Origin of the sequence: Anaerorudis cellulosivorans (assembly GCF_025943985.1) — a bacterium.
Classification (GTDB): Bacteria; Bacteroidota; Bacteroidia; order Bacteroidales; family Dysgonomonadaceae; genus Anaerorudis; species Anaerorudis cellulosivorans.
In genome coordinates this window covers 71,406-97,621 of the sequence record NZ_JAPCWE010000004.1, presented here as the reverse complement: position 1 = coordinate 97,621, position 26,216 = coordinate 71,406, and the positions used below count along the sequence as shown (strand labels likewise).

At 40.4% G+C, this 26,216-nt stretch carries 22 protein-coding genes; 7 read left to right on the top strand and 15 right to left on the bottom strand.

Annotation, left to right across the window (positions count from 1 at the left end):
* The first annotated feature begins 2 nt into the window (after positions 1-2).
* Positions 3-524, top strand: coding sequence for an OmpH/Skp family outer membrane protein (locus OLM34_RS03180; RefSeq protein WP_264405185.1), 522 nt, complete (start codon positions 3-5; stop codon positions 522-524).
* 87 nt (positions 525-611) lie between these two features.
* Here the strand turns inward: OLM34_RS03180 and OLM34_RS03175 are convergent, their stop codons facing one another.
* The 11 genes from OLM34_RS03175 to OLM34_RS03125 all read right to left on the bottom strand — a co-directional run bounded on the left by OLM34_RS03175 (position 612) and on the right by OLM34_RS03125 (position 11,295).
* Positions 612-1,778: a universal stress protein gene (locus OLM34_RS03175; protein ID WP_264405183.1), complete on the bottom strand. Its 1,167-nt coding sequence runs from the start codon at positions 1,776-1,778 to the stop codon at positions 612-614.
* 58 nt (positions 1,779-1,836) lie between these two features.
* On the bottom strand, positions 1,837-2,130 hold the full coding sequence (locus tag OLM34_RS03170) for a DNA-binding protein (protein ID WP_264405181.1): 294 nt from the start codon (positions 2,128-2,130) through the stop codon (positions 1,837-1,839).
* Positions 2,131-2,255: 125 nt separating this feature from the next.
* Positions 2,256-2,957, bottom strand: coding sequence for a phosphatase PAP2 family protein (locus OLM34_RS03165; RefSeq protein ID WP_264405180.1), 702 nt, complete (start codon positions 2,955-2,957; stop codon positions 2,256-2,258).
* Positions 2,954-3,724: a tetratricopeptide repeat protein gene (locus OLM34_RS03160; protein ID WP_264405179.1), complete on the bottom strand. Its 771-nt coding sequence runs from the start codon at positions 3,722-3,724 to the stop codon at positions 2,954-2,956. The genes OLM34_RS03165 and OLM34_RS03160 overlap by 4 nt, the downstream gene beginning before the upstream one ends.
* A gap of 1 nt (position 3,725) precedes the next feature.
* Positions 3,726-5,573, bottom strand: coding sequence for a BatD family protein (locus OLM34_RS03155; RefSeq protein ID WP_413777180.1), 1,848 nt, complete (start codon positions 5,571-5,573; stop codon positions 3,726-3,728).
* Between the two features lie 19 nt (positions 5,574-5,592).
* Positions 5,593-6,312: a tetratricopeptide repeat protein gene (locus OLM34_RS03150; protein ID WP_264405178.1), complete on the bottom strand. Its 720-nt coding sequence runs from the start codon at positions 6,310-6,312 to the stop codon at positions 5,593-5,595.
* Complete coding sequence (locus tag OLM34_RS03145) at positions 6,309-7,331, bottom strand: vWA domain-containing protein (RefSeq protein ID WP_264405177.1); 1,023 nt, start codon at positions 7,329-7,331, stop codon at positions 6,309-6,311. The genes OLM34_RS03150 and OLM34_RS03145 overlap by 4 nt, the downstream gene beginning before the upstream one ends.
* Positions 7,332-7,351: 20 nt before the next feature.
* A complete protein-coding gene (locus OLM34_RS03140; protein ID WP_264405175.1) occupies positions 7,352-8,335 on the bottom strand; it encodes a vWA domain-containing protein in 984 nt (327 codons plus the stop codon).
* Positions 8,332-9,384 (bottom strand): cytochrome c maturation protein CcmE, encoded by a 1,053-nt coding sequence (locus OLM34_RS03135; protein ID WP_264405173.1) that lies wholly within the window; start codon positions 9,382-9,384, stop codon positions 8,332-8,334. Before OLM34_RS03135 ends, OLM34_RS03140 begins: the two co-directional genes overlap by 4 nt.
* 13 nt (positions 9,385-9,397) lie before the next feature.
* On the bottom strand, positions 9,398-10,267 hold the full coding sequence (locus OLM34_RS03130; protein WP_264405172.1) for a DUF58 domain-containing protein: 870 nt from the start codon (positions 10,265-10,267) through the stop codon (positions 9,398-9,400).
* 32 nt (positions 10,268-10,299) lie between these two features.
* Positions 10,300-11,295, bottom strand: coding sequence for an AAA family ATPase (locus OLM34_RS03125; protein ID WP_264405171.1), 996 nt, complete (start codon positions 11,293-11,295; stop codon positions 10,300-10,302).
* A gap of 222 nt (positions 11,296-11,517) precedes the next feature.
* On the opposite strand from OLM34_RS03125, the gene tgt reads away from it, so the two are divergent.
* From tgt to OLM34_RS03105, 4 genes are all read left to right on the top strand, one after another.
* The gene (gene tgt, locus OLM34_RS03120; RefSeq protein ID WP_264405316.1) at positions 11,518-12,648 is read left to right on the top strand and encodes a tRNA guanosine(34) transglycosylase Tgt; all 1,131 of its coding nucleotides are present in this window, start codon (positions 11,518-11,520) and stop codon (positions 12,646-12,648) included.
* Positions 12,649-13,758: an LptF/LptG family permease gene (locus tag OLM34_RS03115; protein ID WP_264405170.1), complete on the top strand. Its 1,110-nt coding sequence runs from the start codon at positions 12,649-12,651 to the stop codon at positions 13,756-13,758.
* Positions 13,759-13,766: 8 nt separating this feature from the next.
* On the top strand, positions 13,767-14,579 hold the full coding sequence (locus tag OLM34_RS03110) for a peptidylprolyl isomerase (protein WP_264405168.1): 813 nt from the start codon (positions 13,767-13,769) through the stop codon (positions 14,577-14,579).
* A gap of 167 nt (positions 14,580-14,746) precedes the next feature.
* Positions 14,747-15,439 (top strand): DUF6261 family protein, encoded by a 693-nt coding sequence (locus OLM34_RS03105; RefSeq protein ID WP_264405166.1) that lies wholly within the window; start codon positions 14,747-14,749, stop codon positions 15,437-15,439.
* A gap of 23 nt (positions 15,440-15,462) precedes the next feature.
* Here the strand turns inward: OLM34_RS03105 and OLM34_RS03100 are convergent, their stop codons facing one another.
* Genes OLM34_RS03100 through OLM34_RS03085 form a run of 4 tightly spaced genes read right to left on the bottom strand, consistent with a single transcriptional unit; the run spans position 15,463 to position 19,391 of the window.
* The gene (locus tag OLM34_RS03100) at positions 15,463-16,236 is read right to left on the bottom strand and encodes a prephenate dehydrogenase (RefSeq protein WP_264405165.1); all 774 of its coding nucleotides are present in this window, start codon (positions 16,234-16,236) and stop codon (positions 15,463-15,465) included.
* A 7-nt stretch (positions 16,237-16,243) separates the two neighbouring features.
* Positions 16,244-17,335, bottom strand: coding sequence for a bifunctional 3-deoxy-7-phosphoheptulonate synthase/chorismate mutase type II (locus tag OLM34_RS03095; protein WP_264405163.1), 1,092 nt, complete (start codon positions 17,333-17,335; stop codon positions 16,244-16,246).
* Between the two features lie 15 nt (positions 17,336-17,350).
* The gene (locus tag OLM34_RS03090) at positions 17,351-18,535 is read right to left on the bottom strand and encodes a pyridoxal phosphate-dependent aminotransferase (protein WP_264405161.1); all 1,185 of its coding nucleotides are present in this window, start codon (positions 18,533-18,535) and stop codon (positions 17,351-17,353) included.
* Positions 18,504-19,391, bottom strand: coding sequence for a prephenate dehydratase (locus tag OLM34_RS03085; protein ID WP_264405159.1), 888 nt, complete (start codon positions 19,389-19,391; stop codon positions 18,504-18,506). Before OLM34_RS03085 ends, OLM34_RS03090 begins: the two co-directional genes overlap by 32 nt.
* An 801-nt stretch (positions 19,392-20,192) precedes the next feature.
* Between OLM34_RS03085 and OLM34_RS03080 the strand changes: the two genes are divergently transcribed.
* Complete coding sequence (locus OLM34_RS03080; RefSeq protein WP_264405158.1) at positions 20,193-22,181, top strand: peptide MFS transporter; 1,989 nt, start codon at positions 20,193-20,195, stop codon at positions 22,179-22,181.
* A 282-nt stretch (positions 22,182-22,463) separates the two neighbouring features.
* On the top strand, positions 22,464-26,204 hold the full coding sequence (dnaE, locus tag OLM34_RS03075; RefSeq protein ID WP_264405156.1) for a DNA polymerase III subunit alpha: 3,741 nt from the start codon (positions 22,464-22,466) through the stop codon (positions 26,202-26,204).
* Positions 26,205-26,216 lie beyond the last annotated feature (12 nt).

Here is a 26,216-nt window from a genome sequence, read left to right as displayed (position 1 = left end):
TTATGATACCTAAAAAATTACTCATCTTACTTTTTGCAATAGCCCCTCTAAGCATGGGCATTGCAGCACAGGAAATTAAAATAGCGTATATCAATTCGCAAGAAATTTTTAACGCTATGCCGGAAATTCCAACTATCGAAAAACAATTAAACGATAAACAGGAAGAAATAAAGAAGAATGCTTCCGCATTAGAAACAGAATATAACTCAAAATTGGAAGAATTTACGAAAGCGGGCACAAACATAAGTGATGCAGTAAAACAAGATCAACAAAGACAGTTGCAACAGATCAATGAAAGGTATCAGCTGTATATTCAAAATAGTCAGAAAGAAGCTCAAGATTTATACCAAAAATTGATCACACCGGTTAATCAGAAAATTCAAAATGCAATCAAAGCAATAGGTGATGAAAATGGATTTACCTATATTTTCGATGTAGCTACTCCTTCCTCTCCCATCGTTTATGTAAGTGATTCGGCTATCAATGCAACACAAATGGTTAAAACAAAATTAGGAATCAAATAAAGCTTCAATATAATATATAATGTTGATAAAAAATAAAGAGGGTAGTTTTGCCCTCTTTATTTTTTTTTGCTCATATCCTATTTAAACTTATTTTAATACCAGCAATGGAGTTTGTGAATGGAAAAGCATGCGCCGCGCCAAACCGGGATTAAACATGCGGGCAAAAATGTTTCGCCTCGAACTTGACATGGCAAGAATATCGATATTCTTTTCTCTCACAAATTTATCAATAACTTCTTCGAGCGATTCATCTGCTTTGTCTATCAATTCATAATCCGTTTCAAGTGAAGGATATTTTTTCGCTAAAAAATTGCGAATCCCCGATAATTTGATCTCATTCCACATATCTTCTTTTTTATTTATATGCACAAGATAAACTTTTATGGGGTATTTCCCTATAAACTTCATCATACGATCGAACGCAACTATCTCTCTTTCTCTGAAATTGGTCAAAAAACCCAATCTCTTCATTTCGCTCAGATATTTTGGAGGGGCTTGATCCGGAATTGCAAAAACAGGTGTTTTACTCCCTTCTATCACTTCTGCCGTTACACTGCCAATAAGATCAATATCCTTTTGACTAGCTCCTCTGGTTCCCATAACGATAGCTATAGGACGCATTTTCTTAGAATAAATAATAATTTCTTCCTCAGGTAACCCCTCGACCAAAATGTGGGAGAAAGAAATTTCAGGAAGTTCTCCTGCGACAATTTTTTCATTCAACTTATCAACCCACTTATTCATTTCCTTTTCCATTCTTCCTCGGATATCGCGATAAAGCTCTTCATCGGGAGGCTGAACAGCATACGATTCACCAAAAGGCATAGATATAGGATAATAGGGGGAGAAAAAAACATGCATTAGCTTAATATCGCAATTGAGATCTTTAGCTAAACGAAAAGCAAATTCACATGCTTTCATCGATGAATTTGAAAAATCTACCGGAACAAGAATTTCATTCCTAAACTCTTTGTATTTATCCGTGATTTTTTCTTCATCCGTTTTTTCAACATAAGAGAGATCTATATTTTCAATTATAGACAAAGCCTCAGGGAGATCACTTTTCCTGATTCGCACGCGAAAAGTTCCTTCCGGATTAGGCTGAATGAGGTCTATACTATTAATTACGGCAGGAATATCATTGGCTTCTAGGATAGATTTGAGAATCTGGGCTTTCTCATAGGTATGAATGGCCACTGTGACCAATTCATCGCTCTGATTTAGTTCTTTTTCTTTGTTCTTCATCTTATTCATTTTTGATAAAAAAAATCGCTCACGCTTTAAAATGCAATATTCAATCTTTTTCAACTATTTACCCGACAATATTATTTTCCTTCTCTTCTATTTGTTCAGGATAATCTGTTAACCCTAAAATCTCCAAAGCCTTATCAAAAATTGTAGTATCGTCTAACACCACAATTCCTCCATCCGGACCCGGTTCCATATGAATCCCTATACTCTTTCCCTCCTTGTAATTATATCCACCAAAATAGTTTCGTACAGTTTCGATTTCAAGCCCCAAATCCTGTGCTATTTTGTGGATACTTCCATCAGGGAGTTTGTCTTTGAATGCTCTTAATTCGTTGAATGTAATCGTTCTTGCCATGGCTTTTAATTTTTTTATGATTAATGAATCAATTGACGTTAATATTTACGCTTTAAACTTACAAAATAAATTACATATTACCAATGATTTTATAAAAAATATTCCTTTATCTCAACCGAAATCAATTATAGCGGTAATGATGAGATAAGAGGAGATAAAGCCAATATGAGAAAAATATATACAATAACACTGACAGCTATTAGTTTACTGTGTTTTGATAAATACACAGTCATTGCCATTTCATGGCCGGTAACATGATAAAATTTATGCCGACACAAGGTATAAAGTTGGTAAAGAAGAAAAGCGATTACTCCTCCAACTATTGCACCGGCAACAACATCAGATATAAAATGAACACCCAAATAAATACGGGAATAGCTGATAATAAGTGCCCATAGTAGGGTAGATAAGGTTACCCATCGATTACGAAATACGAACGAAAGAAAAGTAGCCAATCCAAAACTGTTGGCTGCATGACTCGAAATAAAACCAAACCTTCCTCCTCTATACCCTCTCACCATATCAACAGCATTTTCAAATTCAGGATGGTGGGTAGGTCTGAATCGATGAAATAAAGGTTTGAATACCGAAGAAGAAATTTGATCACAAGCAACTAGCAACAGCATAATAAAAACAACGAGCAAAATTGCTTCAGCCTTCGGCACTTTGTAAAAAAATACAAAAAAGAAAAAAGCATACAAAGGGATCCATACAAGAATGGTACTGTACGTCCACATCAGATTATCCAGAAAAAGGGAATTACTGCCATTTAATGCAAAAAATAAACTGCGCTCTACTTCTAACAGGTCTTCCAATACTCCATTCATATGATTTCGATGTTTTCTTTCGGCAGCCATCCGACACTGCCATTGATAATCTCTATTTCATACCAGTTCCCATCCGTATTCCTGACTTTAACCACAGTGCCTTCGTGCAACTGAAAAAGTTCCTTGCTATTTGCATCGGGAGATGTACGAACAGAAACCGCAGGAACCATCACAACACCATTATTCCGGTGAATCCTCATATTTTTCTGATTAAAGGCAAATACATTGGCCACAATCACCAACACAAAAATAACAATTCCGGAATAAAAAGCCGTTTTCCGCATCCATAAAGTACGAACAAAAAGAAAAACACCCATACAACCTAAAAAAAGAAAAAATAATACGATAGCAATCACTCCCCATGTATTTGAATTAAAAAGATGTTGAATGCTATTAAACCAATCGGTAAGAAAAAAACGGTTTGATGGAACTATTTTGTCTTCAATACGTGTATTTGCAAAACGCAAATTATGCCGAATATCGCTGTCTCCGGGTGAAAGAAGCAATGCTCTGTTGTAATTAAGAATGGCTTTCCCAATCTGATTATCTCTAAAATAAGCATTGCCCAAATTATAATAAATTTCGGGAGATTCCTCTCCTTTTGCAAGATGATCGGCAATTACCTTTTCATATAATTCGATACTTTTTTTGTAGTCGCCTTTCCTATATGCTTCGGAAGCATCGTCTAAAATATCAGGTGAAGCAAAGGCCAATAGATTAACCATCAGACCACTTATCAGTAATAAAAATAATTTATTTCTTATCATATCACTTCCGTCTTTTACTATTCTTCAACTTCAGTTGATTTTCCATTTCACCAATCACTTCAAGAGTTTCATTATATAAATTATCCATTGCCATATCCGATTTCACAGGAGCATAACGCGCAAATTCACAGGTATTGAGTATCCGCATAAAAGTATCGATCAATTTTTTATCGATGTCATAATCCGTCAATTCTTTTTCTATGTTATCTTTCGAAAGGTTAGCCAGAGGAATTGACAACTTATCGCTAAAATAACCCCATAATGCGCGCAAAACTTCACTGTAAAATTCCTCTTGTTTATGTTGTTTCAGATAACTTTCAGCAACTTTTAATCGTTTTATGGCTGTCTTATTTGCACGTTTGTTACGAACAAAAGCAATATTTGCATTCTGTTTTGCCTGTTTACGGTTTACTACGTAAAATGCAATAAACAACACAAGAGGAACAATATACCATAACCAATAGGCCAATGATCCTACAAAATAATCGTTCCTGGAATGAAAAGAAGGTTTTCCCGTTTTCAGAAAACGAATATCATCCTCAACCTTAACCTCCTGCTGATTAACATAGCTGTTTGAAGTCGCACTAACAGGATCGCCTTTTGCTACCTGAACCGTATATTGTGGCGATTTAAGTGTCTTATAAGAACGGCTTTTAAGATCGAAATAAGAAAATTCCACCGGTGGAATAACATAACTTCCTTCATACCTCGGAATAGCAATGTATTCAATTTTTCGTGTACCGGTCAACCCGTTTGTTGTTATTTGCAGCTCATTTTTAACGGTCGGATCATAAACTTCAAAGTTAGAAGGAAATTCAACATGAGGGTTTTGAATAAGTTTTAAATTACCGGTTCCGGATATTTCAAGGGTGAAGGTTACAGGTTCGTTGGCTTTTACTTCTTGTGGATTGATTTTTGATCTAAAAGTAAAAGATCCGACAGCTCCCGTAAAACTATCAGGTTTATCAGGAGGAAGAGGAGTAACATTGACCGACACAGGATTGGTAACCAATGTTTTTTTCACATCAACAGCCACTTCTTGAGAACCAAAGAAAGTAGATATTCGTTTTCCGGAAGGAACCGAAAATACCATTTCTATGCGTCCCGAAGGAATGGTTATCTTTCCCGACCGCTGAGGGAAAAGCAACGTTTTTCTTAAATCGGCCGTATAATAGCTTTTACCGTTATATTGTTCAATTTTCAATTGCTGATTCATAGGGAGTTCAATCTCTTCCACCATGAATCCTTCAAATTCGGGAAATTCAATCTTACCAAAATCCACAACATTAAGTGTAGTGTAGAGTCGGAAAGTAACCGTAAAACCTTCTTGCTCATACATCGTGTTCTTCGAAACAATCGCCCGAATAAAAGCATCGGTAGATTTTATGGTCGGTGAAGACGAACCTGATTTACCGGATTCTTGCTGTGCCTGGCTCTTAGGAATCTGATCGGGTGAAATTACTTTTATTTGAACAGCATTGGATCGATATGTACTTCCATCAACATTGATGGTTGCAGGGCCAATAGTAAATGTTCCCTCTTTTTGAGCAACCAAAATATAAGTATACGAAACAGAACTTTCGGAAGTTGTTTTTCCATTCACCGTACGTTGACTGTAACTCCGGGAAACAGAGGGCCCGAAAAGTACGTCAAATCCGTCCATATCGGAAGGCAACCGCAGATCCTTTCCTTCCTTATTCAGCGTGTAGGTAAGTCGAAATTGTTCACCTTTTACTACGGTAGCAGGAGCAGCTGCACGAAAAGTTACCTGTGCATTTACACTCATCGCCATAGACACAAACAATGCCGTGAACACATATATTATCTTCCTTTTTCTTACGTATTTCATGTGTATATTGCCTCGTATATTACCAATCTTTATTTTGTCTTCTATTTTCTTGAGCTTGTTTCTCACGCTCCTGTGCTTTTATTTGCTGCACTTTTTCCTGTGTTTCCTTTTCATCTTGTTCTATGGCCTGAAGCAATTGCCGCGCATTATCGCGAGACATTTGTTCCGGAGCATTCTGTTCTTCAGGACGTTTCTCCTTCTTATCCTGAGGAGGCTGCTGCTGTTGTTGTTGTTGATCCTGATTCTGTTGCTGTTGCTGATCATTTTGATCTTGCTTATCACTCGTATCCTGTTGATCTTTCAACATTTTTTGCGCAACTGCAAGATTGTATCGGGTTTCCTCATCATCCGGATTTATCCGTAAAGCATTTTTATAAGCTTCGATGGCTTTCTCTATATCTTTCTTATGCAGCAAAGCGTTGCCAATATTATGCCATGCTGACGCCATTTTAATGGGATCTTCCCTCTCAATAGTCAGATAATGATTCATTTGTTCAATCGATTTATCCCACTCATTTTGCCTGTATAAAGCATTTGAAAGATTAAAATTAGCTTCCTTTGACTGAGGATTTATCTTTATCGCTTGTTGATAATAACGAACTGCTTCACTATATTTTTGTTCGTTATATGCTTTGTTTCCTTTTCTCACGTTTTGACGCACTTCTTTTTGTGCCGAAAGAGAAAAAGAAATCATTAACAACAACGCAATCAGACCATATTTAGTAATTCCCAATTTCATTTGAAAATATGAACATTTTTAAACAACGGGTTCTTTTTATCGTAAATCAGTATCTCAATAATCAATAAACCGAGCAAAATCCATGCAAAAACGGCATATTTCTCATCGTACTCAGAATAAGTGAGACTTGTAGAATCTTTTTTCTGAAGTTTCTCTAATTCTGCCTGCAAAGCGCGTAGTGCAGAATTCGTATTATCTGCCCTCACATACAAGCCTTTACCGTTTTGAGCGATTTCTTTACACATATGTTCGTTTAAACGCGAAACAACCACCTTTCCTTCGTTATCGGTTTTAAAATCATTGCTGTTTTGCGCTTCAGGGACAGGAACTCCCTCCGGTGTTCCTATTCCTACCACATTAACCATAATTCCTTGATCAGCAGCTTTTTTGGCCATTTCCAGCGCATTCCCTTCATGATCCTCTCCATCGGTAATAATTATCATGGCTTTACCCACATTTTTTTCGCTCGAAAAAGAATTTATTCCCAATTGAATAGCATCGGCAATTGCAGTTCCCTGAACAGGAACAAGACCCGGGTCGATTGAATTCAAAAACAACTTTGCCGATTGTGTATCGGAAGTAAGGGGCATCTGAACAAAAGCTTCACCGGCAAACACAATCAAAGCAACCTGATCTTCTTTTCTCTCCTCAATGATGCGGGTAAGAATTTGTTTTGCACGGGTAAGTCTGTCAGGTGCAACATCACGTGCCAGCATAGAATTCGAAACGTCGATGGCAATCACCAATTCTATCCCTTTTTTTTCTACTGTTTCAACCCTGGTTCCGAATTGCGGCCGTGCCACCATAAAAATTCCTGCACACAAAGCGGCGAAAATCAACCAGAATTTCAAATACGATCGTTTAAGTGAAAGATCGGGCATCATTTGTTTGAGCAACGAAAGCGTGCCCAATTTTTCAACATCTCTCTTTTTTTTAATGTTCGACCATATATAGAATGCCACCAAGAAGGGCATCGCAATAAACAGATACAGAAACTCAGGATTTTCAAATCGAAACATATCTATTACAATTCAATATTTTATGGGATCGTTCTCAACCATGATCGACGCAGAATAAGCTCAATAAAAATCAATGCAAGAGCGATCAAGCCAAAAGGCACAAACAATTCTTCTTTACGACTTACATTTTGAACGCTGATCAGGTATTTCTCCATTTGATCAATTTCATTATAAATATGACGCAATCCTTCCGTGTCTTCTGCCCGAAAATATTTCCCTCCGGTCATTGAGGCAATTTCGGTTAGCGTTTTTTCGTCGATATCTACCGGCATATTTTGCAGTCGTATCCCAAATGGTGTTTGAACAGGTGTCGGAGCCATTCCCTTAGTGCCCACCCCTATGGTATACACTCGGATGCCGTACGAACGGGCTAAATCAGCTGCCGTAAGAGGCGCAATTTGACCCCGGTTATTTGTTCCATCGGTCAGCAGAATAATCACTTTCGATGACGACTCACTATCTTTCAATCTGTTCACAGCATTTGCTAAACCCAGCCCAATGGCAGTCCCGTCTTCAATCAATCCAAAATCTACTTCTTTCAGCAAATTCAATAAAACCTTATGATCGGTTGTTAATGGGCATTGTGTAAAACTTTCGCCGGCAAAAATCACTAAACCTATCTTATCATTTTTTCGCGTATTGATAAATTCGGCAGCCACTTTTTTGGCAGCTTCCAGCCGATTGGGGCTCAAATCTTGAGCCAACATCGAACCCGAAACATCCAAAGCCAGGACAATGTCTATTCCCTGCGTTTTTGTTTCATCCCAGCTGCTAACCGATTGCGGGCGGGCAATTACAATAATAATGAGCGCAATAGCAATCATGCGCAAAGCAAACGGCAAATGGCGCATATATACCCTCAGGTTTTTTTTCATCCCTTTAAACGCCTGAGTAGATGCCAGTTTAAAGGAAGCCTGCATCTTCGATAAACGAACGATATACCACACGATAAGGGGTATAAGGATCAACAGCAAATATAAATATTCTGAATGTGCAAACGTCATAACGGCTCTTTTCTTTTACTCGCATCATCCTCATTTTCGTCCCTATCGGGAAGAGGATCGGGTTCTCGGGTTTGATTCACGACAAAGTAAGCATTCATCATGCTCAAGTCATTTTCATCGGGATAAGGCTTATACTTGGCAAATTTAACCAAATCGGCTGTAGATAATACTTGTTTCAAATTTTCATAAACCGATTCAGCTTCAGTATATTTACGCATCTCATTCAAAATTTCTCCTGAAGTCATTTCTCTTGCATTTATCCCATACCGTTCGTAGAGATATTGTCTGAGAATATCGGTAAGTCGGGTATAAAATTCTTTTTCCCTACCTTGCTGCCATATTTTATCGGTTTTCAGCTTATCCAATTCTTGAAGGGCACGAACATGAGCAGGCAAAACCTGCGTAGGCGTAAAGAAATATCCTTTCTTTTTCTTGTGCAGTATAAAATAAATAATCGCCGCAATAAGAGCAAGGAAAAACAATACACCCAAAACCAACCATAAAATATCCAAATAATCCGTCCATACAAAAGGAGGTTTTTGTATCGGTTTTATATCGTTTAATCCAAGCTGATTAAAATCGATGGAGTCCGTTTCACCCGATTTCAATTTTTCAAGATAAGCAAGAGTAGAATCCTTTAAAACAGGAGAAACTACTTTTATTCCAATGGAATTGGAAAGTATCGTATCTTTTCCGTCGAATACAGGAATGGCAGGTATATGATATAGTGTGGAATCGAAAGAAGTGACAACATATTTAAAATTGATCGTCATCACATTATTTTCAATCACCGTATCGGGTTTCAGCATGGCAACAACCTCGACTCCGGGAACAATCTCTTTTTCGTAAACCGGAAATTGAATGTTTTTGTCTTTGGGAGCGATAACCTGCAAATCAATCAAAGCTTGTTGCCCAATCATAATTTGTGGCGGCTGTACAGTAGCCCTTACCGACACACCTTGAGCAAACAAATATTCCGAAAATAGCACAATTGCCAAAGCAAATAGCCCTATTATTTTTAGCCAATATCTAACTCTCGAACTTTTCACTTACCGCTTTCCTTTATCTTCTTTGTTGAAACAGTTGCAACAACGATTTTACATAATCTTCATCGGTAGAAACCGAAACATAGTCAACGCTGCTTTGCCGAAAAGCATTATGCATTTCGATCTGTCTTTTGTTCCACCAATTGCTGTATTCGTTCCTTACTTTTGTCGACGAAGTATCTATCCACGTTTCCTCCTTCGTCTCCGGATCTTTTACTTTCATTAATCCCACAGGTTTGAGATTAGTACTGAGTTTATCATAGACCTGAACAGCAACGATATCATGCTTTCGATTTGCAATTCGCAACGATTGTTTATAATCATCAGGATCGATAAAGTCGGAAATAAGAAACGCGGTGCACCGTTTTTTGATTGCATTTGTGAGATATCGCAAAGCTACACTAATCTCTGTCCCTTGATTTTTCGGCTCGAAGCTTAAAATTTCCCTGATGATATAAAGAATATGCTTTTTCCCTTTTCGAGGAGGAATAAATTTTTCAACTTCATCCGAGAAAAAAATAACCCCGATTTTATCATTATTTTGAATAGCCGAGAAAGCGAGTGTAGCAGCAATTTCTGCGACCATATCACGCTTTATCATAATGGAAGAACCAAAGGTAAGGCTTCCTGACACATCAATGACCAGCATCACCGTTAATTCGCGCTCTTCCTCGTATATCTTCACATAGGGACGATTGTATCGTGCCGTCACTTTCCAGTCGATATCGCGCAAATCATCTCCATACTGATATTCACGGACTTCCGAAAAAAGCATACCTCTCCCTTTGAAAGCCGAATGATACTGCCCTGCAAAAATATTTTGCGACAAACCTCGTGCTTTTATTTCAATATGGCGTACTTTCTTTAACAGTTCGGATGTTTCCATTAATTCAACCTGTCAGTTATAATCAACATACATTAAGGAACCTCAACCTTGTTCAGAATTTCGCTTATAATTTCTTCTGATGTCATATTATTGGCTTCAGCTTCATAAGTAAGTCCTATGCGATGACGAAGCACGTCATGACAAACAGCACGAATATCTTCGGGTATCACATATCCGCGATGTTTGATGAAAGCATAAGCACGGGCAGCTAATGCCAAATTGATAGAACCACGAGGAGAAGCACCAAATCCGATCATTTCTTTAAGGTTTGCCAGTCCGTACAAATCAGGAAAACGAGTTGCAAATACAATATCTACTATATAGTGTTCGATTTTTTCATCGATATACACTTCACGAACCACTTCACGTGCATTCAGCACGTCTGCAGCTGTAATTACAGGACGATCGATGCTTACCGGTTCATAAATATTCTGTCGTATAATTTTTTTCTCTTCCTCTTTATCGGGATAGCCGATCACGATCTTCAACATGAAACGGTCAACCTGAGCTTCGGGAAGCGGATAAGTACCCTCTTGTTCGATAGGATTCTGTGTAGCCATCACCAAAAAAGGATTCGGCAACTTGTACGTTTTTTCGCCAATGGTTACCTGCCGTTCCTGCATGGCTTCGAGCAACGCACTTTGCACTTTGGCCGGAGCACGATTTATTTCATCGGCCAAAACAAAATTAGCAAAAACAGGACCGTGTTTTACGATAAACTCTTCTGTACGCTGACTGTATATCATTGTACCTGTGAGATCTGCAGGCAACAAGTCAGGAGTAAACTGAATACGATTGTATTTGGCATCGATCAACTGAGCCAGAGTTTTGATTGCCAATGTCTTCGCCAGACCCGGCACCCCTTCCAGCAAAATATGCCCATCAGACAACAACCCTATCAGAAGCGATTCCACAAGATGTTTCTGTCCGACAATCACTTTGTCCATTCCGTTCATGAGTGTCCTAACAAAAGCACTTTCCCTCTCAATTTTTTCATTTAGTTCTTTTATATCAACTACTTGGCTCATATTATGGGATTATTAAATAATAGGAGATTTTTTATTAACTACAAAAATAGAAATGTTAAAGCGGTTTCCCTTGCTTTTGCCGTTAAAAATAATTAAGCAACATCCATAATACTTTCAAGGACAATTGTTATTAATCTCCCTAACTATTTTTAAATTTCTTCTATTCAGTTTATGATGACAGATTTACTATCTTTGTCATTAAAATTACAGAGAGCAAATATATTGAATTTTCAACTTCAACATACCGACCCGAAATCGAAAGCAAGGGCAGGATTGATTATCACCGACCACGGACAAGTGGAAACACCGATATTTATGCCCGTAGGTACAGCAGGAAGTGTGAAAGCTGTTCATATAACCGAACTAAAGAACGATATTAAGGCACAAATTATTTTGGGCAACACTTATCATCTTTATCTTCGACCGGGATTAGAAATTTTGCGACAAGCCGGGGGTCTGCATAAGTTTACTAGTTGGGATAAACCCATATTGACCGACAGTGGCGGATTCCAGGTTTTTTCGCTGGCCGAAAACCGCAAACTTACCGAAGAAGGAGCCCTGTTTCAATCACATATCGATGGATCGAGGCATTTTTTCACACCCGAGAATGTTATGGACATTCAACGCATCATCGGTGCAGACATCATCATGGCGTTTGATGAATGCACACCCGGTACGGCTGATTATACTTACGCCAAAAAATCATTGGAACTAACCGAGCGCTGGCTCGACAGATGCATTACCCGTTTTCGCGAAACCGAATGTCCCTATGGTTATTCACAAACGCTATTCCCTATCGTCCAAGGGTGTGTATATCCCGATCTGCGTCGCCGGGCTGCCGAAAATGTTGCAGCAAAAGAGGCTGAAGGAAATGCTATCGGCGGACTCGCTGTGGGTGAACCTACCGAAAAAATGTACGAAATGATTGAATTGGTAAACGAAATCCTGCCTAAAGACAAACCCCGCTATCTGATGGGTGTAGGAACTCCCGCCAACATACTCGAAGCCATTGAACGCGGAGTCGACATGTTTGACTGCATCATACCCACACATAATGGCCGCAACGGACAAATATTTACAAAAAACGGCATCATGAATATGCGCAACGAACGTTGGAAAAACGATTTTTCGCCTCTTGACGAAAACGGTACCTCGTTCGTCGATTCCTTATACAGCAAAGCCTATCTGCGTCATCTTTTCAACACAAAAGAAATTTTGGGACTGCAAATTGCTTCTGTTCATAATCTCGCTTTTTATCTTCAACTCATGCGTGAAGCAAGAGAACATATCATTGCAGGCGATTTCTCAAGATGGAAAAATGACACGATAGAAAATGTAATGAGACGATTATAGATGGAAAGAAACAAAATGAACAACTATTTTCGACTAAAGCTGATAGACCGATATATCATCGTTAAGTTTCTGGGGACATTTATTTTCATGATCGCCCTCATTCTTTCTATTGCAGTGGTTTTCGATATCAACGAAAAAATCGATAAATTCATGACCAATAATGCCCCCTTGAAAGAAATCGTTTTTGACTATTACCTGAACTTTATACCTTACTACGCCAACCTGTTCAGTCCCCTGTTCGTTTTCCTGGCTGTCATCTTTTTTACATCGAAAATGGCCAATAATTCTGAAATTATCGCCATCCTTACCAATGGCATCAGCTTTAAGCGAATGATGCGTCCTTATATGATCGCTGCCCTAATTATTGCCATTGTTTCCTTTGTTTTTGGCGGATACATTATTCCGCCTGCCAATAAAACCCGCATTGCCTTCGAAGCCAAATATATTGACCCTAAAAAGCGTAAAGTAGGCGACCGTGATATTCAATTTATGGTTGCTCCGGGTACTATTGCCTATTTCGGTAATTTTGATCTCTCCACCAACAAAGGGTATAATTTCTCTCTCGACAGATTCGATAGTCTGCAATTAACATCCCGTCTTACCGCACAATCCATCCAATACGATTCTGCCTATCATTGGACCATACATGACTATCAGATACGCACCTTCGATGGTTTACGCGAACAAATCACTTCGGGAACAAGCATCGATACCACCATGCAAATTGTTCCCAATGATTTTATTATCGCGAAAACCGACCAGCAAATGATGACACTGACAGAACTCCGACAATATATCAACAGTCAGAAAAAAAGAGGTATGGGAAACATCCAGCCCTTTCAGATTGAATATCACTCGCGAATTGCCTCCATTCTTTCGGCCTTTATCCTAACCATTATCGGCGCATCATTATCGGCACGAAAAGTAAAAGGCGGCATGGGTTTAAACATCGGTATCGGCTTAGTATTGAGCATGGCATATATTCTGTTTATGACTATCAGTTCGTCATTCGCCGTATCCGGTGCGATGAGTCCTTTTATCGCTGCATGGATACCCAACCTTTTATTTACTGCAATTGCCTTTTTCCTTTATCGCAGGGCACCAAACTAATAAAAAAAATGAGAAAATATATCCTTCTTTTATTCGTTCTATTTGCAGGTGCGACTACATTAAGCACACAAACAAAATACCCGACCGTAATTATCTCGACCACTTATGGCGATATGAAAGTGATGCTGTATGACGATACTCCTCGTCACAGCGAATATTTCCTGAAATTGGTAAAACAGGGGTATTTCGACGGTACATTATTTCATCGCGTTATCGAAAATTTCATGATACAGGGAGGGGCTCAAGACTCACGCAATGCACCTGCGGGCGTAACGATTGGATCGGGACGAACCGATATGGAGATCATGCCCGAAATCCGGCCAAACCATTACCATAAGAAAGGCGCTTTGGCTGCTCCGCGAAGAGAAGACAAAGAAAATCCGCAAAAAAAATCGGATATGTCGCAATTCTATATCGTTCAGGGAACAATATACACGCCAGGAAGACTGGATACACTGGAAATGGCCGTAAACGTGCCCATAAAAAACAAAATCATCCGCACCCATTACTCGCCACACAAAGAAGAACTGGCTCGATTGAAAGCCACCGATCCTCATGCTTTCAATGCCAAACTCGATTCTGTGCTTCACATCGTGGATTCGTTATACACAGCAGCTCCCGACAAATTTTTCTTTTCTCCTGAACAAAAAGCCGACTATTCCACCCAAGGCGGTGTACATCATTTAGACGGAGAATACACTGTGTATGGGGAGGTGATCGAAGGATTGGAAGTAATCGACCGGATTGGTGCTCTCCCTACTGATGCCCATAACCGACCCAAAAAAGATGCAAGGATTATCAAAGCATATGTGGAACCTTAAATCAACCGTAAAATTAGATAACCCTTTATTTTGAACAAAAACAAGGGGTTGTTTGTTTGTTTTGTATAAACAATCCAATCGTTCAATTTTCTAAGGAACACATAATTATCAACTACCAAAAACAAAATAAAATGGTAAAAAGATCGAATTTGCGCAATATGCACATAATGGATTTTTTTCAAGTGATGAAAAACATCAATAACCACCTGAAAAAAGAAGATTTGGAAACTTTGAAGCTGAAAAAAGTATACGAAACAGACTTTTTACCTGCCTATACCGCTTTTTCCGAAACTATAAGTCCGCTACACAAAAGTGGATTGACCGAGAAAATCTTGCAACTCGATGAGGATCGCGATAAAGAATTTAAGGCTTTACGCAGTTACCTGAAAGCACAAAAAATGCATCCCGACCCCCGGATAGCCGAAGCAGCCGAACGCCTGATCAACATAATACACAGCTACGGTAAAAATATCGAACGGAAACCTTTACGCGAAGAAACATCCATCATCAAAAATATCTTGGAAGATTTCTCTTCACCACAAAACGCTGCATATGTGACATTAGTTTCGGCAATGCCACGCATAGAAAAACTTGCAGCGTATAACAATGCGTTAGAGGAAGTCTATAACGACCGTAACCGGGTTGAAGAAGCCATTGCAGCCGGTAAAGCTAAAGAAGCACGTGAAAACATGCAGAAAGCATTTTCCAGATTAGTCGAAATTATCAATGCCTTGGCGTATCTAAATGGTGCAAGGCCTTATCAAACTCTTATTTACAACATCAACAAGGAAGTAAGCCAAGCCTTACTAACCGTCAAACTAAGCCGAAAATGTGGAGACAAAGAAGCTACAAAACCCTAAAAGTCAGCTAATAAAAACATTTTTCACTCGATATTTTTTCTTACCTCTGTCAGGAATTCTTTCATGCTGTCACTGTCTTTTGACTCAATGATGGAAAGCAATTCCTTGAGTTTTTCTCTGATTCTTTCCACTTGTTTTGGAGTATAAGGATTGAAGAGAATTTCGGTGAGCAAAAAATCGTCTTCCGATAAAAGTCCCTGAGCTATAGTCATATGTTTTTTAAAAGTAGTCCCCGGTGCCTCCTGATGTTTCATCACCGAAGCAAATACCAACGTAGAAGCAAAGGGAATTGAAAGCGAATAAGCAATGGTTTCATCGTGCTGTTCAAACGTATATTCAAAAACATTCAGACGGAGATGACGATACAAACGACGAAAAAATGCTTTCCCTTCTTCCCCCGATTCAGAGATAATGATAGCATTCTCTTTACTTAAATCGCTCAGGCTGGCAAAGGTGGGGCCAAACATCGGGTGAGTAGAAACAAATGGGTGTCCCGTTTCTTGGTAATATCCTTTCAGACCGGTTTTCACTGATGCGATATCGCTCAAAATGCAGGTTTCGGGAAGATAAGGCATCACATTGTTAAAAGCATCGATAGTGTATTTCAACGTAGCGGCATTGATTACCATTTCGGGAGCAAAGTCCTCTATCTCTTTCGGATCGATCATCCGCAGTGTATTATAAGTAAAACGCAAACGTTTGGGATCGGTGTCAAACATCGCCACTTCGTGATCGAAACTCAGTACGTCGGCAAAAAACGATCCCATTTTCCCTGCTCCTAATATCAATATTTTCATATACAAATTATAATTGGTTTGATTGATCTTCCTTTTTAGCATTTTCCATAATTACCAATTGCTGACGAACCGATTCTTCGTGAATGCTTTCGAGCACTTTTCGAATAAAATCACCCGACATGTCCATCCGTTCAGCCTGTTCGGCACGATCACGCAATATCTCGTCATAACGCATGGTTTGCAACACCGGCATATCGTGTTCGAATTTGTAGTGCCCGATTTCACGCGATACCCGCATACGTTTTGACAACAAATCCAGCAATTGATTATCAATTTCGTCAATTTGACGGCGTAGTGTCGAAAGATCTTCCGTAGTCTGAATCGTATCGCGAATCACCAACGAATGTAAAATCCGATCCAACTCCTCCGGTGTCACCTGCTGATCCTTATCACTCCACGCCTCGTCGGGCGAACAGTGTGACTCTATGATCAATCCACTGTAATTCAAATCCATTGCCTGTTGGCTCAGCGACTGAATCATGCTGCGTTTACCGCCCATATGGCTGGGATCACAAAAGATGGGAAGATCGGGAAAGCGCCTTTTCAGTTCAATAGGAATGTGCCACTGAGGCGTATTCCGATACACGTTTTTATCGGCCGAGCTAAATCCCCTGTGGATAGCAGCCAAACGGGTGATCCCTGCATTATACAAACGCTCGATTGCTCCCACCCATAATTCCACATCGGGATTGACCGGATTTTTAATCAGCACAGGAATATCCACTCCTATCAAGGTATTGGCTATCTCTTGCACAGCAAAAGGATTTGCCGTAGTGCGTGCCCCAATCCACAGTATGTCTACACCATATTTCAACGCTTCATACACATGCTTTTCGGTCGCTACTTCGGTCGTTGTATACATTCCGGTTTCTTTCTTCACACGTTGCAGCCATTTTAGTCCGGGGCTACCTACCCCTTCAAAACCACCCGGTTTGGTGCGGGGTTTCCATATTCCCGCCCGGAATATTTTTATGCCGATGGCAGCGAGTTGTCGTGCCGTTGTCATCACCTGCTCTTCGGTCTCTGCACTACACGGACCTGCGATTACGAGCGGGCGTTTATCGTCCATTCCTGGAAATAAAATCGATGAGAATTCCATATTCAATGAAATATTTTATTGTTCGTTGTTCTTAATATAATTTTCGATACGCCTGTAAGCTTCCTGCATTCTTTCCGTTGAAACACCCAACGAAATGCGAATATAGCGTTCACCATTACTACCAAAAATAAACCCGGGCGTAATAAATACATTTGCATGATAAAGAATATCGTTGATAAGCTCTTCACTTCCGGTTTCCCTGTCGTCTATCTTTGCCCACAGAAACAGACCGGTTTGATTTTTATCATACGTACAATTGAGCAAATCCATAATCTTTTCGGCTATCACTCGCCGCTCGGCATAAAGTTTGTTCATCCGTGCATACCAGTCGGGGGGATTCGAGAGGGCTGCAACCGTAGCAATCTGCAGGGGTTTGAACTGTCCGCTGTCTATATTGCTTTTTTCCCTGAGTATCCATTTCACAAACTGCGTGTTCGAAGCCAGCATTCCCATACGCCAGCCGGGCATATTGTGAGCCTTACTCATCGAATTGAGTTCGATGCAGATATCCTTTGCCCCATCCACAGAAAGAATGCTCATGGGACGATCGTTGAGGATAAAGCTGTAAGGATTATCGTGACAAATAATGATCTGATGTTTTTTACCGAAAGCAACTAATTTTTCGAAGAGTTCACGAGAAGCATTAGCCCCCGTAGGCATGTTGGGATAATTCACCCACATGAGTTTCACACCCGACAAATCCATCTTTTCCAGCGCTTCGAAATCGGGCTGCCAATGATCGTCCTCCCGTAAATCATAGGGGATAATATTGGCACGCATCAACGCCGATACCGACGTATAAGTGGGGTAACCCGGATTGGGAACAAGCACACCATCGCCCACGTTAAGAAAAGTGAGTGAAATATGTAAGATACCCTCCTTGGAACCAATTAGCGGCAATATTTCTTCCGGCGAAAGCTCCACTCCGTAATATCTTTTGTACCAATCGGCAAATGCCTGCCGTAACTCGGGAATCCCTGTATAAGGCTGATAACCGTGCACATTGGGCTGACGGGCACTCTCGCATAGTGCGTCGATGGTTGCTTTGGAAGGTGGTTGATCGGGACTCCCCACCGCCAGATTAATCACATCCTTACCTTGCGCATTCATCCGAGCAACCTCGGCCAGTTTTATCGAGAAATAATATTCCGAAATATTTTTTACGTGCTCAGCAGGCTCTATCTGTTTCAACTTTTTCATATGTGGTGTTATTGTTAATATTCTGTTTATCTTCACGATACTCTCCCAATATTTTCAGATTGCCGATCAAGGGTAAGATGGCATCTATAGATTGCCTGTAACGTTCGTAATCGGAGAAAGTAAGATCGATGTAAAACTGATATTCCCACTCGCGCCCAATGATAGGCAGTGATTGGATGCGGGTGAGATTGATACCATAAAAAGACAATATCGTCAATACCCGTGACAAACTTCCTTCGGTATGCGGGAGCACAAATACAAGAGACGATTTATTGATATGATTGTCTTTTTGTACTTCGGGCAACATCTCTTTTTGTGCCAAAATAAGAAATCGGGTAAAATTTCGTTTATTGGTTTCTATTCCCGAAGCCAATATCTGAAGGCCATACATCTCTGCCGCCAATGTACTGCAAATGGCAGCACATCTTTTTAATCCCCCGTCATGGATTTCTTTGGCTGCCAACGCCGTATCGTCGTTCTCCACTATTTTTATACCGGGCAATGTATCTAAATAGTCCTGACACTGCATTAGTGCAATGGGATGCGACATCACCTCTTTTATATCCGCTATCGATTGTCCGGGCAGTGCAGCCAATGCATGTGAAATACGTAATTTACACTCACCGGCTATCTGCATCTCGCTCATTTTCAACAAATCGTGATTAGGCAATAAACTACCTGCAATGGTATTTTCGATTGCCATGATACCGATAAGCGAAGGATCTTTTTTTGCTTCGATAAAAATATCCCTAAACGTTAAACACGGAACTATTTCCAGTTCTTCTCCATCGAAATATTTCCGTGCTGCTATTTCGTGATAAGCACCCTGCACTCCCTGAATGGCTACTCTTTTCATATTCGTCAAAAAAATTATTCTATTCAAAAAAAAATCCCATCACTAGTGACGGGATTTTACCTACTTCAATGTATGTCTTTTTGTTATCCATTCTTGCACATAAAATCCCTTTTTACTTCTTAAAATAAAAGTAAAAGTAAAAAGGATATGCAAAATGGATATATTTCATCTGTGCTGTTTTCTTATGAATTATGAGTGCAAATGTAATACATTTTTTCAAAAAAAAAGATTTCCACAAGAAAAAAATGCATTTAATTTTATCGGGAAATAAAAGTACCGTTCGTTGCACCATTTTCGGAAAAAATTTAAAATCAACTTGCTGAAACATATTTTTAAATTCATTGTGCATATTCATCCGGAAAGCCAAGAAAAAATATACAGGTATTCGGTTTAACGACTTTTTTGTTTGACAGATGGGTTTTACCGACCTTTTTATCGTTTCTCCTTCGCTCTTCCTTCGCTCTTCCTTCGCTTCAAGGCAGGGGAAGCGACATCGGATTCTGCTAAATTAACATAAAGCAAACCTGCATATTTGCCGCATGTAGAGCGGGATTCACATGCGGAGACAGAACGAACTTTATGCAAGGATGACACAAGAGTGATGCAAGCATGGAGCGAGGATGGTACGGACTTGGTACGGAGAAGGTGCGTCTAGTCCTGAAATAAGTTTACAGTAAATGTAAACAAAAATCAGGACGATACAGTGTTATAAAATCTCGCTTTTTTTTTCTAAGTTTGCAAGCCAAGAATTCCCATGAACCAAATTAATAATGAATCATAAACCCTATAAATTGATACAACATGTTTAAAGACCATCCAAAAGGATTATTGGTATTAGCCCTCACCAATATGGGGGAAAGGTTTGGATACTACACCATGCTGGCTATACTTACGTTGTATATGCAGGCAAAATTCGGACTAACATCGGCTACAACCAGCATGATTTACGGTTCTTTCCTTGCCCTCGTTTACTTTTTACCCATATTCGGGGGAGTTTTAGCAGATAAAGTGCTGGGATACGGAAAAACCATTTTGCTGGGCATTTTGGTAATGTTTGTCGGGTATATTTTGTTAGCCATACCCCTAGAGAATAATACTATAGGACTGGCAATGATGTTTTTTTCTCTCATCCTGATTGCACTGGGTACCGGTTTTTTCAAGGGTAATCTGCAAGCATTGGTAGGTAAGCTGTATGACGATCCCCGTTACGGGAAAAACAGAGATATCGCCTTCTCCATTTTTTACATGTTTATTAATATCGGTGCATTTTTTGCACCAAGCGCAGCCAATTATATCAACAATGCCGTTTTGCGATCATCCAATTTTACTTATGATGCATCAATACCCAAAAATTATGTTACACTGAATGACGAAAAACAAGCCATCGACAAAAACACATTCATCTTGCAATACCTCGCTCCGGAAGAACAAAAGTTAACCGGGAAAGAATTGGAAGCTGTGCTCAACAAAGCAAAAAAAGAACACAAAGTCGTATTTAAAGAAGACATTGAGAATGCCCTTTTCCGGTTGAAAGCAGCCGGATTGAACCAATATACCCGGGCAGGGAAAATTACCGATCCTGCCCTGATGGTCAACAATCATGAGTATGAAATACTGCAAAGCCGCGATCCGGAAGATGCCGAAGAAAAAGCAGCCATCATTGCCAAAATAAAGGCCATCCATATCACCGATCCGGAATTGGGAGGAGGTCCTCATCCCAACGATTTTGCCCGTAATTTCGGAAAACGTTACGTAACAGAATCGCTCTCGATTTCTTATAATCTGGCTTTTGGCGTAGCATGTATCAGCCTTATAATCTCTGTCCTTATATTTATGCTCTTTCGAGGAACATGGCAAAAAGCCGATAAAACGGTGAAACAGGAAATGGAAGAATCGAAAGCACTGGGAAAAGAAATTAAAGTGATGCCGAAAGAAGAAGTAAAAGAACGTATGGTAGCTTTGCTCCTCGTATTTTTTGTAGTCATCTTCTTTTGGATGTCGTTTCATCAGAACGGACTAACACTGACTTTCTTTGCCCGGGATTATACACAAAGTACCATCCCTGCGGAATGGACCCTACTATTCAATCTATTCCCGTTGTTGTCGCTGATTGTGTTTTTGTACGGCATATACCTGTCAACAATCGGATTATTGGGAAGCAAACCCAACAAAAAATTAGGCCTTTTTCTCACGGTAGCCGGCATTGCAGGGTTGGCCGGATATTATTTCAACCGCATACAGGGTATAGAAGAAATGACAAAAATCACCCCGCAGATATTCCAGCAATTCAATCCGATGTTTATCATCATCTTAACCCCCCTTACCGTTGCCCTGTTCGGCTATTTGGCAAATAAAAGGAAAGAGCCTTCGGCACCGCGTAAGATCGGCATCGGCATGTTTCTGGCAGCTGTCGGATTTGCCATTATGCTGATCGGTTCCATCGGCTTGCCGGCACCGGCCGAAATATCCGGAGTATCCGACAAGTTGGTGTCGCCGGCGTGGTTGATAAGCACCTATTTCGTTTTAACCATAGCCGAATTATTCCTCAGTCCGATGGGATTATCCTTCGTATCAAAAGTGGCACCTCCTCAATATAGCGGACTTATGCAGGGAGGCTGGCTGGCAGCAACTGCCATAGGCAATCTGCTTGTGGGCGTCATCGGTACATTTTGGGAAAAACTCCCATTGGTCGGTTTCTGGAGTATACTCATTGTTTGCTGTGTAATCTCAGGGATTTTCATTTTCTCTGTAATGAAAAAGCTCGAAAAAGCAACAGGGGATGCCTCCTGACATGTATCTTATCGCTTGTTATTAGACAAATAACCCCATCTATCAGTTGAGAGTGCCTGAAAAGTTTTTCAGGCACTCTTTTTTGTATAAGCCTTCCATTGAGAAAACACGATATATAATTCACACCTTAAAGTGGCCGGTTCATTTTATTTATCGCGAAGTATCTCTATTCCCGAGAGATAAAAAAATAAACCAAAACTTCCTGCATTTTCTCTCCAAAAGTCCCTGTTTTTTTGAGTATATTTGTCAGAATTAACATCGAAAAAAAATTACTTGTTTGAAATGCAGCCATTTGTTCATTTACACGTTCACTCCCAATATTCCCTCCTCGACGGGCAAGCCGCTATTCAGCGTCTGGTGGATAAAGCCATCGATGACGGAATGAAAGGTATGGCTCTCACCGATCACGGCGTGATGTACGGGATCAAAGAGTTCATCAACTACGTAGCCAAAAAAAATGCTCCGCTGAATACCGAAATAAAGAAGCTGGAAAAAGAGCGGGAAGAGGCACAAAAACAAAACAATATCGAAAAAGAAAATAAACTGCAAAATCAACTTGCAGAAATCAAAAATAAATTGTTCAAGCCCATCATCGGTTGCGAATGTTACGTTGCGCGACGTGATCGTTTTTCGCAAAACGACAAAATCGATTCAAGCGGATGGCATCTCATTGTTTTGGCAAAAAATTTCACCGGATATAAACATCTCATTAAGATGGTATCCAAAAGCTGGACCGAAGGATTTTATTATCGCCCCCGTATCGATAAAGAATTGCTGGAACAATATCACGAAGGATTAATCGTATTGTCGGCCTGTCTTGGTGGTGAAATTCCCCGAAAAATCGATGAAGACCAAATCGAAGAAGCCGAAGAAGCCGTGCGCTGGTATAAAAACCTCTTCGGCGATGATTTTTATCTGGAGCTGCAACGCCATAAAACCGACCGCGCTGATGCCGATCAAACAACTTACCCCAAACAGGAAAAAGTTAACAAAGAATTACTTCGCATAGCCAAGAAATACAACATAAAAGTTGTTGCTACCAATGACGTTCATTTTGTAAATGAAGAAGATGCCGAAGCACACGACCGATTAATCTGCCTGAGCACGGGAAAGGATTTTGACGATCCCACGCGCATGCGCTATACCAAACAAGAATGGCTGAAAACCTCGGCAGAAATGAACCTCCTTTTTTCGGATGTTCCTTTTGCTTTGGCAAATACCCTCGAAATTGTCGATAAAGTGGATTGCTACTCCATCGATCATGAACCCCTCATGCCCTTCTACCCCATCGACCCGGCATTCGGAAACGAAGATATTTATAAATCGCGATACTCGCCGGAAGCGTTGAGAGAAGAATTCGGGAAAAAAGCATTCGAACGGCTGGGCGGATACGACAAAGTAATCCGCATCAAGCTCGAAGCAGATTATTTGACACACCTTACAAAAATTGGAGCACAGAAACGATACGGAGAACCGCTTTCGAAAGAAATAAAAGAGCGACTGAAGTATGAATTGGAAACGATAAAGAGCATGGGATTTCCCGGCTACTTTCTCATCGTACAAGATTTTATCAATGCAGCCAGGCAAATGGATGTAGCCGTGGGTCCGGGACGAGGTTCGGCAGCAGGTTCTGCTGTGGCATATTGCCTGGGAATTACCAATATAAACCCATTGAAATACGACTTGCTGTTTGAACGTTTTCTCAATCCCGACCGAATCTCCATGCCCGATATCGATATCGATTTCGATGATGAAGGCCGCAGCAAAGTATTGCGATGGGTTACCGAAAAATATGGTGCCGAAAGAGTTGCTCATATCATCACCTATGGTACCATGGCCACCAAAATGTCTATCCGCGATGTAGCCCGTGTACACAAACTGCCACTTTCGGAAGCCGACCGCCTCGCAAAACTTGTTCCCGACAGAATTCCCAATGTTAAAAAAGTCAGCCTGCGCGAAGCCATCAACCATGTACCCGAACTTCAAGAGGCAGCCAACAGCACCGATCCGCTTGTGAGAGATACCCTCCGGTATGCCGAAATGCTGGAAGGCAATGTGCGCAGCACCGGTGTGCATGCCTGCGGCATAATCATCGGGCAAACCGATATCTCGGACATTGTTCCCATATGCACGGCCGATGATAAAGACTCGAAAGAAAAGTTGCTGGTTACCCAGTATGAAGGTTCCGTGATTGAAGAAACCGGACTCATCAAAATGGACTTCCTGGGTTTGACCACCCTCTCCATTATTAAAGATGCGCTCGCCAATATCGAATTTACGGAAGGTATAAAAATCGACATCAATGCCATCGACATGAACGACCCCAAAACCTACCAACTGTATAGTGAAGGCAGAACGACGGGAACCTTTCAGTTCGAATCGGCAGGCATGCAAAAATACCTGAAAGAATTGCATCCCACCAAATTCGAAGACCTCATCGCCATGAATGCCCTCTATCGACCGGGTCCTATGGATTATATCCCTTCGTTCATCGCACGCAAACATGGCCGCGAAGAGATCACCTATGACATTCCGGTCATGGAAAAATACTTAAGCGAAACCTACGGCATTACCGTTTATCAGGAGCAGGTGATGCTTTTGTCGCGATTATTGGCAGGATTCACCCGTGGCCAATCGGACGAATTACGCAAAGCTATGGGAAAGAAACTCATCGACAAAATGGTTGCACTGAAAGAAAAATTCATTGAAGGAGGCAGAAAAAATGGTCATGACGAAAAAATACTGACCAAAATATGGTCCGATTGGGAAAGATTTGCATCGTATGCCTTTAACAAGTCGCACGCCGTATGCTATTCGCTGATTGCCTATCAGACGGCATGGCTGAAAGCCAATTACCCCTCGGAATACATGGCGTCGGTATTGTCCAACAACCTCAACAACCTGTCGGAAATTACCAAATTCATGGACGAATGCAAGGCAATGGGAATTAATGTATTAAGTCCCGATGTGAACGAGTCGCTCTTTAAATTCTCTGTGAATAAAAACGGTGATATCCGCTTTGGGTTGGCAGCCATAAAAAGCGTAGGGCAAAGTGCCGCACAAAATATTATTGATGAACGCATGCAAAATGGACCGTATAAGGATATTTTCGATTTTGTAGAACGCATCAACCTGAATTCGTGTAACAAAAAAACTATTGAAGCCCTTGCTCTTGCCGGTGCCTTTGACTCGTTACCCGGTATTACACGTGAGCAGTTTTTAGGTGTCAACAGTAAGGGGGAAGAATTTCTCGATTCGCTGGTACGATATGGGAACAAATACCGGCTGGACAAGCAAGTATCTATGAATTCGCTATTCGGGGACGACAGCTCATTCCAAATTGCTCATCCCGAAGTACCTAAAGTTGAAAAGTGGACCGACCTGGAACGCCTTAACAAAGAGCGTGATCTCATCGGTATCTACCTATCGGCCCATCCGCTGGACGATTACGCATGCATTCTCAATTACGTATGTACGGCCGATACCGTAAAATTAAACGACTTGCAACTGTTGAACGGCAAAGAAATATCTTTTGGGGGTATCATCACCAACGTGCGTGAAGGGCAAACCCGCAGAGGATCACCTTATACGATATTCAAGTTGGAAGATTACGAGGGGAGCATCGAGATTGCACTCTTCGGTGAAGACAGCGTTAACTACGGTCGTTTTGCAAGAGTGGGTCTGGCCGTTTATGTTACCGCAAAAGTTCAGCCCAAACGTTATCGTCCTGAAGAACTCGAGATAAAAATCAGTTCGATGAGTTTACTTTCAGATGTCAAAGACAAATTAATATCAAAAATTACGCTTCAAATTCCTCTTTCCGAAATTAACGATACTACGGTAACCGAATTATCGGCACTCCTGAAAAACAATTCAGGAAATTCATTGTTATATTTCCAAATAATCAATGAAGATGCAAGTATGAATGTTGAACTTTTTTCACGTCCCATGCGCATTGCAGTCAACAAACATGTCATCGATTATTTAAAAAATAATTTATCCATTGATTTCAAAATCAATTAATCTTTCAAACAA

What these genes read in the sequence shown, in the direction of transcription:
- OLM34_RS03180 (WP_264405185.1), top strand. Translation starts at nt 3, where the DNA reads ATGATACCTAAAAAATTACTCATCTTACTTTTTGCAATAGCCCCTCTA.
- OLM34_RS03175 (WP_264405183.1), bottom strand. Translation starts at nt 1,778, where the DNA reads ATGAATAAGATGAAGAACAAAGAAAAAGAACTAAATCAGAGCGATGAA.
- OLM34_RS03170 (WP_264405181.1), bottom strand. Translation starts at nt 2,130, where the DNA reads ATGGCAAGAACGATTACATTCAACGAATTAAGAGCATTCAAAGACAAA.
- OLM34_RS03165 (WP_264405180.1), bottom strand. Translation starts at nt 2,957, where the DNA reads ATGAATGGAGTATTGGAAGACCTGTTAGAAGTAGAGCGCAGTTTATTT.
- OLM34_RS03160 (WP_264405179.1), bottom strand. Translation starts at nt 3,724, where the DNA reads ATGATAAGAAATAAATTATTTTTATTACTGATAAGTGGTCTGATGGTT.
- OLM34_RS03155 (WP_413777180.1), bottom strand. Translation starts at nt 5,573, where the DNA reads ATGAAATACGTAAGAAAAAGGAAGATAATATATGTGTTCACGGCATTG.
- OLM34_RS03150 (WP_264405178.1), bottom strand. Translation starts at nt 6,312, where the DNA reads ATGAAATTGGGAATTACTAAATATGGTCTGATTGCGTTGTTGTTAATG.
- OLM34_RS03145 (WP_264405177.1), bottom strand. Translation starts at nt 7,331, where the DNA reads ATGTTTCGATTTGAAAATCCTGAGTTTCTGTATCTGTTTATTGCGATG.
- OLM34_RS03140 (WP_264405175.1), bottom strand. Translation starts at nt 8,335, where the DNA reads ATGACGTTTGCACATTCAGAATATTTATATTTGCTGTTGATCCTTATA.
- OLM34_RS03130 (WP_264405172.1), bottom strand. Translation starts at nt 10,267, where the DNA reads ATGGAAACATCCGAACTGTTAAAGAAAGTACGCCATATTGAAATAAAA.
- OLM34_RS03125 (WP_264405171.1), bottom strand. Translation starts at nt 11,295, where the DNA reads ATGAGCCAAGTAGTTGATATAAAAGAACTAAATGAAAAAATTGAGAGG.
- OLM34_RS03115 (WP_264405170.1), top strand. Translation starts at nt 12,649, where the DNA reads ATGGAAAGAAACAAAATGAACAACTATTTTCGACTAAAGCTGATAGAC.
- OLM34_RS03110 (WP_264405168.1), top strand. Translation starts at nt 13,767, where the DNA reads ATGAGAAAATATATCCTTCTTTTATTCGTTCTATTTGCAGGTGCGACT.
- OLM34_RS03105 (WP_264405166.1), top strand. Translation starts at nt 14,747, where the DNA reads ATGGATTTTTTTCAAGTGATGAAAAACATCAATAACCACCTGAAAAAA.
- OLM34_RS03100 (WP_264405165.1), bottom strand. Translation starts at nt 16,236, where the DNA reads ATGAAAATATTGATATTAGGAGCAGGGAAAATGGGATCGTTTTTTGCC.
- OLM34_RS03095 (WP_264405163.1), bottom strand. Translation starts at nt 17,335, where the DNA reads ATGGAATTCTCATCGATTTTATTTCCAGGAATGGACGATAAACGCCCG.
- OLM34_RS03090 (WP_264405161.1), bottom strand. Translation starts at nt 18,535, where the DNA reads ATGAAAAAGTTGAAACAGATAGAGCCTGCTGAGCACGTAAAAAATATT.
- OLM34_RS03085 (WP_264405159.1), bottom strand. Translation starts at nt 19,391, where the DNA reads ATGAAAAGAGTAGCCATTCAGGGAGTGCAGGGTGCTTATCACGAAATA.
- OLM34_RS03080 (WP_264405158.1), top strand. Translation starts at nt 20,193, where the DNA reads ATGTTTAAAGACCATCCAAAAGGATTATTGGTATTAGCCCTCACCAAT.
- dnaE (WP_264405156.1), top strand. Translation starts at nt 22,464, where the DNA reads ATGCAGCCATTTGTTCATTTACACGTTCACTCCCAATATTCCCTCCTC.